11 protein-coding genes and 1 tRNA gene are annotated in these 12,586 nt (G+C 56.5%); 7 read left to right on the plus strand and 5 right to left on the minus strand.

The annotated features are described in order from the left end of the window. Positions 1-35: 35 nt before the first annotated feature. The 5 genes from dusB (at position 36) to QMQ05_RS04340 (ending at position 6,441) form a co-directional block, all read left to right on the plus strand. On the plus strand, positions 36-1,220 hold the full coding sequence (gene dusB, locus QMQ05_RS04320) for a tRNA dihydrouridine synthase DusB (protein ID WP_345473320.1): 1,185 nt from the start codon (positions 36-38) through the stop codon (positions 1,218-1,220). 54 nt (positions 1,221-1,274) lie between these two features. Further along, positions 1,275-2,558 carry a deoxyguanosinetriphosphate triphosphohydrolase gene (locus tag QMQ05_RS04325; RefSeq protein WP_345473322.1) on the plus strand — a complete coding sequence of 428 codons (1,284 nt, stop codon included), beginning with the start codon at positions 1,275-1,277 and terminating at the stop codon, positions 2,556-2,558. 9 nt (positions 2,559-2,567) lie between these two features. Then, entirely contained in the window at positions 2,568-4,445 is a 1,878-nt protein-coding gene (dnaG, locus tag QMQ05_RS04330) for a DNA primase (RefSeq protein WP_345473324.1), read from the plus strand. A 53-nt stretch (positions 4,446-4,498) separates the two neighbouring features. Further along, positions 4,499-4,571, plus strand: a tRNA-Asn gene (locus QMQ05_RS04335). Between the two features lie 433 nt (positions 4,572-5,004). Continuing rightward, positions 5,005-6,441 carry a purine-cytosine permease family protein gene (locus QMQ05_RS04340; RefSeq protein WP_345473326.1) on the plus strand — a complete coding sequence of 479 codons (1,437 nt, stop codon included), beginning with the start codon at positions 5,005-5,007 and terminating at the stop codon, positions 6,439-6,441. A gap of 57 nt (positions 6,442-6,498) precedes the next feature. On the opposite strand, the gene QMQ05_RS04345 is transcribed toward QMQ05_RS04340, so the two are convergent. Next, positions 6,499-7,350, minus strand: a complete 852-nt coding sequence (locus tag QMQ05_RS04345) for a hypothetical protein (RefSeq protein ID WP_345473328.1) — start codon at positions 7,348-7,350, stop codon at positions 6,499-6,501. Between the two features lie 287 nt (positions 7,351-7,637). Between QMQ05_RS04345 and QMQ05_RS04350 the strand changes: the two genes are divergently transcribed. Continuing rightward, a complete protein-coding gene (locus QMQ05_RS04350) occupies positions 7,638-8,447 on the plus strand; it encodes a DUF4352 domain-containing protein (protein WP_345473330.1) in 810 nt (269 codons plus the stop codon). Positions 8,448-8,540: 93 nt separating this feature from the next. On the opposite strand, the gene QMQ05_RS04355 is transcribed toward QMQ05_RS04350, so the two are convergent. The 3 genes from QMQ05_RS04355 to QMQ05_RS04365 all read right to left on the minus strand — a co-directional run bounded on the left by QMQ05_RS04355 (position 8,541) and on the right by QMQ05_RS04365 (position 10,443). After that, entirely contained in the window at positions 8,541-8,978 is a 438-nt protein-coding gene (locus QMQ05_RS04355) for a 6,7-dimethyl-8-ribityllumazine synthase (RefSeq protein ID WP_345473332.1), read from the minus strand. A gap of 109 nt (positions 8,979-9,087) precedes the next feature. Then, positions 9,088-10,110, minus strand: coding sequence for an LLM class flavin-dependent oxidoreductase (locus QMQ05_RS04360; protein WP_345473334.1), 1,023 nt, complete (start codon positions 10,108-10,110; stop codon positions 9,088-9,090). Between the two features lie 39 nt (positions 10,111-10,149). Then, on the minus strand, positions 10,150-10,443 hold the full coding sequence (locus QMQ05_RS04365) for a helix-turn-helix transcriptional regulator (protein ID WP_345473336.1): 294 nt from the start codon (positions 10,441-10,443) through the stop codon (positions 10,150-10,152). A gap of 46 nt (positions 10,444-10,489) precedes the next feature. Here QMQ05_RS04365 and map point away from each other — a divergent pair, with 46 nt between their 5' ends. Continuing rightward, positions 10,490-11,263 (plus strand): type I methionyl aminopeptidase, encoded by a 774-nt coding sequence (map, locus tag QMQ05_RS04370; RefSeq protein ID WP_345474630.1) that lies wholly within the window; start codon positions 10,490-10,492, stop codon positions 11,261-11,263. A gap of 5 nt (positions 11,264-11,268) precedes the next feature. Here the strand turns inward: map and bioB are convergent, their stop codons facing one another. Continuing rightward, positions 11,269-12,435, minus strand: coding sequence for a biotin synthase BioB (gene bioB, locus QMQ05_RS04375; RefSeq protein ID WP_345473337.1), 1,167 nt, complete (start codon positions 12,433-12,435; stop codon positions 11,269-11,271). Positions 12,436-12,586: the final 151 nt, after the last annotated feature.

Below are 12,586 nucleotides of genomic sequence, written 5' to 3' on the forward strand. Positions count from 1 at the left end.
GCGCGGAATTTGCTGCCATCGGCAATAATGGATAGGTGACGACCCTGACTGATGCGCCAAATTACACCCCGACCTTGAAGCTGCCACCCCTGCAGCTGGGCAAGCTCACCATCGATACCCCGGTGGTTCTTGCACCCATGGCCGGGGTGACCAACCGCGCCTTCCGCCGGCTGTGCCGCGAGTACGGCGGCGGGCTGTTCGTCACCGAAATGGTCACGGCACGCGCCCTGGTGGAACGCAACCCGGAATCCTTGCGCATCATCTCGCACGACCCGGACGAAGAGATCCGCTCCATCCAGATCTACGGCGTGGACCCGGGCACCGTGCGCGCCGCGGTGCGCATGGTCGTTGACGAGAACCTGGCCGATCACGTGGATTTGAACTTCGGCTGCCCGGTCCCCAAGGTGACCCGCAAGGGCGGCGGTTCGGCCCTGCCATGGAAGACCGACCTGTTCACCTCGATCATCGAAGCCGCGACCTCCGAGGCCGCCAAGGGCGATATCCCGCTGACCGTAAAGATCCGCACCGGCATCGACAAGGACCACCTGACCTATCTGGAGTCCGCCAAGATCGCCCGCGATCACGGGGCCGCCGCCGTGACCCTGCACGCACGCACCGCCGGCCAGTACTACGCCGGGCATTCGGACTGGGACGCCATCACCACCCTGCGCGAGGCCATGGACGACCTGCCGGTTCTGGGCAATGGCGATATCTTCAGCGCCGAGGATGCGATCAACATGGTCGAGCAGACCGGCGCCGCCGGCGTGATGGTGGGACGCGGCTGCCAGGGCCGCCCCTGGATTTTCGGCGACCTGCAGGCCGCGTTTGAAGGCCGGGCAGACCGCTTCCGCCCGGGCGTGCGCAAGGTGGCTGACACCGTGTACCGCCACGGCCAGCTGCTCACTGAGTTCTTCGAGGACGAGGGCAAGGGCATGCGCGATATCCGCAAGCACATCGCCTGGTACTTCAAGGGCTACCCGGTCGGCGGCGAAATCCGCTCGCAATTAGCCCAGGTGCCATCCTTGGCAGTGCTGCGCGAACTGCTAGACCAACTAGATTTGGATCTGCCCTACCCTGGGGAGGCCGCTGAAGGCACCCGTGGCCGGGCCGGTCACCCGAAAAAAACCCACGTGCCAGATGGCTGGTTGGATAACCGGGTGATGTCCGATGCGCACCGCGAAATGATTAAAGCGGCGGAACTGGATATTTCCGGCGGTTAATCGCCCGTAGTGGATAACCGCAGAGCGCCCCAATATGTCACTAGACTAGGTATCATGACTCAGATCCCCGGATACACCGAAGCCGATGCGCAACGGTGGGTGCCCGAGCCAGCTAAGAAGTCTTACCGCACCGCTTTTGAGCGCGATCGTGCTCGGGTGTTGCATTCCTCGGCCCTGCGCCGACTGAGCGCCAAAACTCAGGTGGTGGCGCCCAACCAGAACGACTTTGTCCGCAATCGGCTCACCCATTCACTCGAAGTGGCCCAAGTCGGCCGCGAATTAGGCGCTGCGCTGGGCTGTGATCCGGACGTTGTTGATACCGCGTGTTTGGCGCATGATTTAGGCCACCCACCCTTCGGGCACAACGGCGAGAAGGCCTTGGACAAGCTCGCAGCGGATATTGGTGGTTTTGAAGGCAACGCCCAAACATTGCGCCTGCTCACCCGGTTGGAGACTAAAACTTTTAGGCACAACGGGCATTCGGCGGGACTGAATCTTTCCCGCGCCTCATTGGATGCAGCCTGCAAGTATCCGTGGTTGAAGGCCGACGCTCCCGAAATCAACGGCAAAAAGACCAAGAAGTTCGGCGTGTATGAAGATGACGCGCAGATCTTCAACTGGTTGCGCAATGTCCCCGAGGCACAGGCCTCGGTGGTCTGCATGGAGGGCCAGGTCATGGATCTGGCCGATGACATTTCCTACTCGGTGCACGACGTAGAGGATGCGATCGTCGGTGGCCAACTGCAGCTGCGTTGGCTCAAGCAGGATTTGCAACGCGAACGCGCCCTGCAGGTCACCAAGGACTGGTACCTGCCCACCACCGATGAGGCACAGATTGAAGCGGCCCTACGCCGGTTGGAAGACAGCGATGAGTGGGTTTCGCACTTTGATGGGTCGCGGCGTTCCATGGCGGGCCTGAAGGATATGACCAGCCAGTTCATCGGTCGTTTTGCTGCGGCCGCGATGGATGCCACCCGCGCCCGCTACGGTGAAGGCCACCTGACCCGCTACAACGCGAGTTTGATCGTGCCGGAAGACACCGAACACGAAATTGCGGTCATGAAGGGTATTGCTGCCAGCTATGTGATGACCTCCGAGGTGCGCCAGCCGCTGTACCTGGACCAGCGCACCTTGCTCAGCGAGCTGGTGGAGCTGCTGGTGGAGACCGGCAAGGATAATCTGGAGCCGATCTTCGCGGCGGACTGGGAAGACGCGGCCGATGAGGCCGCCCAGCTGCGCGTGGTGATCGACCAGGTCGCCTCGCTCACCGACGTGTCGGCCACCGAGTGGCATTCATATCTGGTCAAGGGCGTAGCCCCTGAAGCACAACTGTTCTAGAAAGGAATCATGGCAGGGCTGATCAAGCGTGAAGATATCGACGAGGTGCGCAACCGCACCGACCTGCGCGAGGTCGTCGAATCCTATGTCACGCTCAAATCCGCGGGCATCGGCTCGTATAAAGGCCTGTGCCCTTTCCACGACGAACGCAGCCCTTCCTTCCACATCCGCCCGCAGCTAGGCACCTTCCACTGCTTCGGCTGCGGCGAATCGGGCGACGTGATCGCCTTCATCCAGAAAATGGACCACTCGTCGTTCACCGAGACCGTGGAACTGCTCGCCGCCCGGATCAACTATGAGTTGCACTATGAGGATGGGGGACCGGGGCCGCGACGCGAGGATTACGGCAAGCGTCAGCGCCTGGTGGACGCACATAAAATCGCTGAGGAGTTCTTCCGCGCACAGCTGGCCACCGAGGAAGGCGCTGCTGGACGAGAATTCCTTGCCGGGCGTGGTTTTGATGCCCAGGTAGCCACCGAATTCTCGGTGGGGTACGCGCCCAAGGGCTGGGACTCGCTACTCAAGCACCTACGCTCCAAGGGGTTTAGCGATGACGAGCTGAAGCTCACCGGGATGTTCTCCGAGGGTAATCGCGGGATTTACGATCGTTTCCGCGGCCGAGTGATGTGGCCCATCCGTGATCTGTCCGGGGCCACCATCGGCTTTGGTGCGCGCAAACTCTATGAGGATGACCAGGGACCGAAGTACCTGAACACTCCGGAGACTTCCCTGTACAAGAAGTCCCAGGTGCTCTACGGCCTGGACCTAGCGAAAAAGCACATCTCCAAGAGCCGGCAAATTGTGGTGGTGGAAGGCTACACGGATGTGATGGCCTGCCACCTGGCCGGTATCACTACCGCGGTGGCCACCTGCGGTACCGCCTTTGGTACCGACCACATCAAGATTGCCCGCCGGCTGTTGCAAGACGATGGCACCGGTGGAGAAGTGATCTTCACCTTCGATGGTGATGCTGCCGGTCAGAAGGCCGCACTGCGCGCCTTTGAGGAAGACCAGCGTTTCATCGCACAGACCTATGTCTGCGTTGAACCGACCGGCGCCGACCCCTGCGATCTGCGCTTACATCGTGGCGATGAGGCGGTGCGAGAGCTGATTGAACTGAAGCGCCCTTTGTTCGAATTTGCGATTCGTGCCGAGCTGAAAAAGTTCAACCTGAACACGGTCGAGGGACGTGTGCAGGCCTTGCGCCAAACCGCACCCATCGTCGCCCAGATCAAGGACTCTGCCATTAGGCCGGCCTACGCGCGTGAATTAGCTGGCTGGCTCGGAATGAATAATGAGGATGTCAACCGTTCGGTGGGGGCGTCCATTAAGCGTGCCCGGCTACCTAAAAATGCGGAACAACAGGTGCCCGTTCCGGCGCAGGGCGCGCAGCAGCAGGTGGCTGCACCAACCTTTGAGCGCCCGGATCATCGTGACCCGGTGATGCGTTTGGAGCGCCAGGCCCTCGAAGTGGTGATCCAGCAGCCTCAGCGTCTACAGGATGAGCAGTGGCAAGCCTTTTATGAGGCTCGGTTTATGGCCCCGGCTCATTCGGCGGTGCACGATGGAATTGTTGCCGCGTCCAGTGCTGGAGCGTCGGCCACCTCCTGGGTTGAAGTGATCCGTGATGAGGTTCCCGAGCAGCTGCGTAGTTTCGTTTCGGAGTTGGCGGTCACCAGCATCCCGGCCTCGGATGAGCACAGCCTGAATCGTTATTGTGCTGACATCATCAATGGTTTGATTGAGCTTCAAATCACACACCGAAAAGCTGAGCTGATCGGGCGTTTGCAACGGGCCGAAATGGAGCCCGAAGGTGAGGAATACGCCCAAATCAACAGGGAATTGATGGAATTAGAGATGCGTCGACGGATCTTGCGCGGCACCTAGGGCGCCGATTTTGCATTAGCGAGAATCTTCGGTAAAGTTATATCTCGTTGCAATCCTCCATAGCTCAATTGGCAGAGCATTCGACTGTTAATCGAAGGGTTACTGGTTCAAGTCCAGTTGGAGGAGCTTACTATCGCCCTGATCTGAGGTTTCAGATCAGGGCGATTTTCATTTTAATCAGTTTCTTGGGTCCGTGGGTCGAAAATTCAGACCTTCACCGCTGAGCCCGATGGTCTGTTGCCAGCACTTCGACGTGTCCGGGTTTTGCCTGTCCGACTTTTCTTTCCTACTTTTGCCTGTCCAACCGGACGCAGGTGAATATTCGGTGCGCCTGGGCGTCGCCTGAAGGGCAGCAACCGCTACGTCCTCCATTATTTTGTGAGGATCTTGCATTCGCCGTCATCGTAGAAAGGCTTTGGCCTGCAGTGCTCGAATTGGCGAAAATCTCAACACAAATACGCGTAAGTCTGATATTCCGGACAGGTGTCGGCTCTGGGAAGTTGTTCCACATCACTCTATGAAGTGACATCGAACTAGTTATTTTTACCGAGGAGTTGTCATGGCTGCACCTAGCGCCACTGTAGAAACACGATCCATTGACATGGTTCCATTTGCGGAACGTCATGGTAAACCCATTGGCCAGTTCACCCTGTGGTTCGGTGCGAACGCACAGATCACGGCGATCGTTGATGGGGCCCTGGCGGTAGTTTTCGGAGCGGATGTCTTCTGGGCAATCTTTGGATTGTTTGTTGGAAACATTCTCGGTGGCATAGTCATGGCGCTGCATTCAGCTCAGGGACCAAAGCTCGGTCTGCCACAGATGATTTCCAGTAGGGCCCAATTCGGTGTTTACGGAGCGATCATCCCGCTTGTACTGGTGATCCTCATGTACATCGGTTTCGCTACGACCGGAACGGTGCTCTCGGGGCAAGCGATCAATCTGATTCTTGGCGTTGATATCCCCGCCGTTGGCATCATAATTTTCGGGGCTATCACCGCCGTTTTAGCGATTCTGGGCTATCGATTTATCCATGCGCTCGGACGCGTGGCGACGGTGCTGGGGCTGGCCGGGTTCCTCTTCTTGAGTATTGTGATCGTCGCAAAGTATGACGTCTCGCAGATCCTGTTCCTCAAATCTTTCGCGTGGCCAACGTTCCTGACTTCCGTCGCTCTTGGTGCCGGCTGGCAGATGACTTTCGGTCCCTATGTGGCCGACTACTCTCGCTACCTCCCACAGCAGACCAGTGAACGCAAAACTTTCTGGTTCACCTTCGCAGGTTCTGTCGGTGGCGCACAGTGGGCTATGACCATTGGAGCCCTCGCAGGTGGACTTTCAGCGGCAGGACTGGGTGGAGATTTTCTGAGCAACCAGGTTGGATATATGGGAGATCTTGCTGGGGGTGGATTGCTCGCGCTGGCCATTTACCTGATGATCGTCACCGGAAAACTGACGGTCAACTGCCTCAATGCCTATGGTTCGTTCATGTGTTCAGTCACCATTAGTACTGCAATTTCCGGGCGTGAGAGCGTCGCTAAACTGACGCGAATCTTTTTCATTCTGCTAGTGATCGCAGCAAGCGTCTTCTTAGCATTGTTCGCAAGCAGTGACTTTCTGAATCTCTTCAAAAATTTTGTACTGATGCTGCTCATGGTCTTCACCCCGTGGTCGGTCATCAACCTGATCGACTACTACAAAGTCTCTCGCCACAGGTTAGACATCCCAGCCCTTTATGATCCGTCAGGACGGTATGGAAAGTGGAATGTCCCAGCATTGGTCTCATACGCCTTGGGCGTGCTGTCGCAAATCCCGTTCCTCGCGCAAACCCTCTATACCGGGCCAATTACCCATTGGCTCGGAGGTGCTGACATTTCGTGGATCGTTGGCATTTTGATCACTGGCCTGGTGTATTACCCGTGGGCACTCGCAACTTCTAAGGCTCCAGCGCAGACTATTTATCCCTCCCAGGCTTCCGAAACTCAGCAAGCAACTTCTTAGCCCGGACTACGAGGGTGTTCGTTGCGCCGAACGGGAACGAAAGAGCAGCTTCAATATTTACCGGGAGATGAGGCTATTGGGACCCGTAGTGGGATCCCAAAGTCTGCGAGATTCTAGGTACCAGAAGTAGGCAAAGAGCGAGATCTGGAACCACTCGACGATGAATAGAGCCTCTTCGACGCCAGCGATAAGCAAAATCGGCCAGGCGATTAACCCTAAGGCCATGAGTCCAAGGATGATCCGGTACCGGTTTGGCTTACCGCCACTGGTGTCCTCATGGCACATCGGAACATGACCTAAATGGCTGGCGATGGCAATTCCCATGGAGAAGATCAGCAAGAATGCGGCACTGGCATGGACCCAAGCGAAAGTTTTCCCTTCGAACGCTCTCCAGAGCAGAAGTACGATAAATGCAACGAGAAGACCGGTGCTGATCAATCCCAGTATTTTGGTCAACTTGCTGTGCATCAGTGCAGTATGTGGAGTGCGGCTGGTTTTGAAACCCAGCCAAACAAATGCGGCGCTTACTACGAGGACTGCAATGATGGCTACGCGTACTGAGAGGATCAATTTGCTTTGGTCATCCGGTGGGAGAGTGGATAACGTTTCGCCGAGTTTTGTCGGAACCAGCGCAACAAACATGGCATAGAACCCGGCCAAGTTTAGTGCGTAGTCTTCTAATGCTTCACCGCTATACACCACGAGCAACGCCCCGGTGGTCACCAGCATGGCGACGAACAGGTCGCGGGCGGGTCCTAAATAGTAGGAACTGAGGGAATCCTCGATGCGGTGATTGACGATTCCGTAAATGACGATGGCCACCACTAAGAGGAGGGGGACCACGAGCAGCATCAGGCGCACGTAGCGTAAGGTGTCGAGTCCTTGAAAGCGTTGTGTAGTGGAGGCCATATCAGCATTCTGTAGTGAAGACCCCTGGTTCGCGAAAGAGACTTGCCCAGCCGGCGCCGATATCTAGTGATTTGTGTGGAATGCGACGAGCTCATTTGCCACAAAATGATGCGGAACCTGCGTCGTGATCAACCGAAATTGATGTAGCAATAACCCAAACTGTCGGTACCCATTGCCATGATCGTTGAAGAGTCAATAAAGGCTCTGGTTGAACCTAGGAATGTCGTCCGTTTAGGTCAACTTCACCGCAGAATTTAGTCTTCTGCCATCACTCGAAGGGAAACCTCATGAGCATTCATACCCCGATGGATCCTGGAACGCCGGTTCCGACTTCGGTACCTAAATCTACCGCCGGCAAGGGACTGGGTGTTGCTGCCCTGGTTATCGCGATCGTTGCGCTGGTGTTGTGCTGGGTCCCAATCGTGAACAACCTTGCCGCAGTCTTGGGCGTAATCGCACTCGTGTTGGGCATCGTGTCCCTGGTCATCGCGTTAAAGCGCAATGGCAGTAAGGGACTGGGGATTTCATCAAGCGTTATTGCAGTCGTCGCAATTGTTTTGGTTTTCCTCACGCAAGCGTTCTACGTTAAGGCAATTGATGAGATCGCCGAAGGCGTCCAGGATGCCGCAGACGGAGAAGTTGCGGCCCCTGCAGAAGTCGTAGAACAGGCGGCTGATGAAACCCAAGTTCTGGCGCTAGGTACGGCAGCGACAGTCGGCGAATACTCGGTCAACGTGAGCTCCGTCGACTTGGATGCAGGTAAAGCCATCGCCAAGGTCAACGAGTTCAATGAAAAGGCGAAGGGACAATACGTACTGGTTGATGTTTCTGTGGTCTACAACGGCGATGAAGAAGGTGATGCCTGGTTGGACCTGAGCCCAGAACTTGTTGGTTCTGATGCGAGTATCTATGACACCAGCACGGCTATGGTCGTCACGGCCAAGCCAGTTACGGATGCGCCAACCCTGACCAAGGGTGGTAAAGCCAGTTACCAAGTGGTCTTCGACGTTCCGGCGGAAGCCGTGAGTGACGCCAAGATCAGGATGAGTGAGAGTCTGTCATTTAGTGATGACTCGAAGCTCTGGGCAACCAAATAAAGAACGCTAGTTACCTCGAGAAAACTCAGGCGTGCTGTATTTCGCCCCGACAAGGGGCGAGAACAGCACGCCTGAATTTTGGTCGCATGAAGTCTAGAGCTCGATTGCCGCGACGGCACGTACAGCACGCGCAGCTTCGGCACCCTTCTTCAAGAAATGCTCGAAGTAGAACTTCTGGTGTTCATCGTTTGAGTGGAAATGATGCGGAGTCAGGCTGACCGAGAATGTTGGTACATCGGTATCCAGTTGAACGCGCATGAGTCCGTCGACCACTGCCTGAGCCACAAAATCGTGACGGTAGATGCCGCCGTCCACTACCAGTGCTGCAGCTACGATCGCGTCGAATTTACCGCTTTTCGCAAGGCGCTGTGCCTGCAGAGGCATCTCGTAGGCGCCTGGAACGCTGATCGTATCGATGGTGTACGGGGTACCTGAGGTGTCCATATCCGCAGTAAACCCAGCCAGCGCCTGATCGACGATGTCTGCATGCCAGCTGGCCTTGATAAAAGCAATCTGTAGTGGGCTACCCATGTGATTCTCCGTATTCTTCTCTCGTAATGACAACTGCTACTGCCCTAGCCTAATGACCTGCGATCTTGAGGCTTAATGACTTGGCAGTAGGCGAGAAGTATTACTTCACTTAGCGCCAACCTAGCTGGGGAGCCACGTACTTAAGCACTGACTCGATGACGTGGGCGTTGTAGTCAACACCCAGCTGGTTAGGGACGGTCAATAACAAGGTATCAGCGGCGGCGATCGCCTCATCTTCGGCCAACTTCTTGGCCAACTCGTCGGGTTCGCCGGCGTAGGATTTGCCGAAAATGGCACGGGTTTTCGCATCGATGTTACCGACTTGATCCGAGCTATAGCGGTCTCGGCCAAAGTACTGCCAGTCGCGTTCATCGGTCAGGGCAAAGATGCTTCGGCTCACCGAAACACGTGGCTCGCGTTGATGGCCTGCCTCTTTCCAGGCGTCGCGGTAGAGCTGAATCTGCTCGGCCTGCTGAACATGGAATGGTTTACCCGATTCGTCGTCTTTGAGGGTGGAGCTTTGCAAGTTCATACCTAGCTTGGCTGCCCAGATCGCTGTGGCGTTGGAACCTGATCCCCACCAGATACGATCGCGCAACGTTTCCGAATGGGGTTCGACGCGCAAGAGTCCAGGCGGGTTAGGGAACATTGGATTGGGGCTCGGCTGGGCGAATCCTTCGCCACTGAGTACTTCAAGTAAACGTTCGGTATGCCGCCGGCCCATATCGGCATCGGATTCGCCATCACGCGGTTCGAAACCGAAATGACGCCATCCATCGATGACCTGCTCGGGTGAACCGCGGCTGATGCCTAGCTGTAGTCGGCGATTAGAAATCAGGTCCGCTGAGCCAGCGTCTTCAGCCATGTACAAGGGATTCTCGTAGCGCATATCAATGACGCCGGTGCCGATTTCAACGCGGCTGGTCCGCGCTCCGATGGCAGCCAAGAGTGGGAATGGGGAAGCGTACTGCTGGGCGAAGTGGTGAACCCGGAAGTAGGCACCATCTGCCCCGAGCTCTTCGGCAGCTACCGACAGGTCGATTGCTTGCAGGAGCGCATCCGAAGCACTGCGAGTGCCGGATTGAGGATGGTCGGTCCAATGACCGAAGGACAAGAATCCGATGTTCTTCATACTTGAGCCAACAAGTAACTAAGGGGAGTTATTCCAGTTTCAGCTACGCGCAAGTTGCGCGAGGACGGGCGTGGAATCTTCGAGCGGAGTCTCAACGTTGACTGTGGACCAGATGCGGTCGAGCGACAGATCGAGCACCATGGCCACGGCGGCGATCGTGGAGAATGCCGGTGTTGCAACTCGTCCAGTTTCGATTTTTCGCAGGGTTTCAGGGGAAATTCCGGATTCCAGAGCTACATCGAGGATGGTGCGTTCAGCACGAGCGCGACGCAGGATGGAACCAAGGACTTTTCCTTGCTCAATTTCTCTGGCAGTGAGGGGTAATCTGACCATAAGAAAATTATAGTACCGGTACTATATGACCGGTATAGTTATTGGCATGATTGAAATTCTCACACCAGCTGAAGTTGACCGTGCCCGTGAAACCGGAGCACTGGTTGGAACCATCCTGGCGACGCTCAAAGAACGCGTCACGGTAGGTACGAATCTACTGGAAATTGATGCCTGGACCAAGGAAATGATTCTAGAGGCAGGAGCTGAATCCTGCTACGTCGACTACGCCCCATCCTTTGGCAACGGACCCTTTGGGCACTATATCTGCACCGGCGTGAACGATGCGGTACTTCACGGACTGCCTCGTGACTATGCCCTGGCGCAGGGTGATCTGCTGAGTTTGGACCTAGCAATTAAGTTGCGCGGGTTTGCTGCCGATGCTGCTATCAGTTTCGTTGTGGGAGCCGAAGGTTCTAACGAAGATCAGAAACTGATCGAAACGACCCAGAAAGCCCTGGAAGCTGGTATCGCGGCGGCTGGTCCGAACGCCAAAATCGGAGATCTGTCCTACGCGATGGGTGCGGTGATCAAAGCTGCTGGCTATAAGGTCAACCTGGAATTCGGCGGGCACGGCATCGGGTCAACCATGCACCAAGATCCACATGTATCCAATGACGGTCGTCCCGGACGCGGATATAAGTTGCGTCCGGGGCTCTTGCTGGCGCTGGAACCGTGGATCATGACGGACACCAATAAGCTCATTATGGACAAGGACGGGTGGACACTACGAAGCGCCACCGGATGCCGCACTGCGCACACGGAACATACCATTGCTATTACCGAGACTGGCGCAGAAATTCTGACCCTGCCCCGTTCCTAAGATTTTTAGGCGTTGGGTGTCTCTTGGGTTCCTGCACCTCGGCGGCGTAGCGCCGGCTCTTCTGACTGGCTCGAGCAGGCCGTGTTTGCGGTGGAGCAACACGAGCCGGAACATCCGGTGTCTGGAGCAGTTTCTCCTTGATCCGGGGCCGCAGTGGTGTCTCGATTTTCTGCACCGAGCACCACAAAGCCGGCATCGGCGATCATTGCCAGATCGGCCTTGGCATCTTGGCCCTCGCTGGTGAGGTAATCGCCGAGGAAGAGAGAATTGGCTACTTCGAGTGCGGTCGATTGTAGGGATCGCAGATGCATTTCCCGGCCCCCGGCCATGCGAAGTTCCGTCTCAGGGCAGGCCATGCGAACTACGGCCAAGATGCGCAGGCACGCTAGGGGAGTGAGGTTCCAGGTGCCCTGAAGTGGTGTGCCATCAAAGGGCATGAGGAAGTTGACCGGAATGGAATCTGCCCCGAGATCACGTAAGGCGAAGATAGCCTCCACCAATTGTTCTGGCGTTTCTCCCATCCCCACAATCAGCCCGGAGCAAGGCGAAAGGCCACTGCTCTTAGCCTGCTGGACCGTTGAGACTCGCTCATCAAAGCTGTGGGTGCTGCAGATTTCTGGGTACAGCGACTCGGCGGTATTGAGGTTGTGGTTATAGGCGTCGGCGCCAGCTTCCTTGAGACGTTGCGCTTGGCCGTCTTTGAGGATGCCAAGGCAGGCGCAAACCTCCACGTCGGGGTGCTGGTCCTTGAGGGTTTCAATCATTGTTGCCACCCGATCGACGTCGCGATCGGTGGGGCCTTTTCCGGAAGCCACCATGCAGACTCGTGTTGCGCCCCCGGCGATGCCCAGTCCAGCTTGGTGCACAGCCTCTTCTGGTTTGAGCCACGTGTATTTGAGAATTTCTGCCTTGGAGCCCAAGCGTTGTGAACAATAGGTGCAATCTTCTGGACAGAGGCCGGACTTGAGATTGACGAGGTAATTGACCTTGACAGTATTGCCGAAGAATTGACGGCGCAGTGTTCCGGCAGCGCTGACCAGTTTGAGGGTGTCAGCATCGCTGGTTTCCAGTAGCGCGAGTGCTTCGTCTGCGGTGAGTCGATGGCCCTTGAGAATGCTGTCGGATAACTCGGCGAATGTGGAAAATTCCAGGCGCTGGTTTGTGATGCTCATGCGTTCCTTCAGCTCGTGCCGTGAATGGCAATGTAAATCAAGGTCGTATTGAACGGTGTTCAACTATGGGCTCCAATGTACACGAAAAAGACCTTGTCTTGAACATTGTTCAAGACAAGGTCTTTTGTCGGCGCTTTCAGCTCGTGGCCTC

It is taken from the genome of Glutamicibacter sp. B1, assembly GCF_039602135.1.
GTDB classification, from domain to species: domain Bacteria; phylum Actinomycetota; class Actinomycetes; order Actinomycetales; family Micrococcaceae; genus Glutamicibacter; species Glutamicibacter ectropisis.

Excerpts from the sequence above, each read along its gene's own strand:
- QMQ05_RS04325 (WP_345473322.1), top strand. The coding sequence starts at position 1,275 with ATGACTCAGATCCCCGGATACACCGAAGCCGATGCGCAACGGTGGGTG.
- dnaG (WP_345473324.1), top strand. The coding sequence starts at position 2,568 with ATGGCAGGGCTGATCAAGCGTGAAGATATCGACGAGGTGCGCAACCGC.
- QMQ05_RS04340 (WP_345473326.1), top strand. The coding sequence starts at position 5,005 with ATGGCTGCACCTAGCGCCACTGTAGAAACACGATCCATTGACATGGTT.
- QMQ05_RS04345 (WP_345473328.1), bottom strand. The coding sequence starts at position 7,350 with ATGGCCTCCACTACACAACGCTTTCAAGGACTCGACACCTTACGCTAC.
- QMQ05_RS04350 (WP_345473330.1), top strand. The coding sequence starts at position 7,638 with ATGAGCATTCATACCCCGATGGATCCTGGAACGCCGGTTCCGACTTCG.
- QMQ05_RS04355 (WP_345473332.1), bottom strand. The coding sequence starts at position 8,978 with ATGGGTAGCCCACTACAGATTGCTTTTATCAAGGCCAGCTGGCATGCA.
- QMQ05_RS04360 (WP_345473334.1), bottom strand. The coding sequence starts at position 10,110 with ATGAAGAACATCGGATTCTTGTCCTTCGGTCATTGGACCGACCATCCT.
- QMQ05_RS04365 (WP_345473336.1), bottom strand. The coding sequence starts at position 10,443 with ATGGTCAGATTACCCCTCACTGCCAGAGAAATTGAGCAAGGAAAAGTC.
- map (WP_345474630.1), top strand. The coding sequence starts at position 10,490 with ATGATTGAAATTCTCACACCAGCTGAAGTTGACCGTGCCCGTGAAACC.
- bioB (WP_345473337.1), bottom strand. The coding sequence starts at position 12,435 with ATGAGCATCACAAACCAGCGCCTGGAATTTTCCACATTCGCCGAGTTA.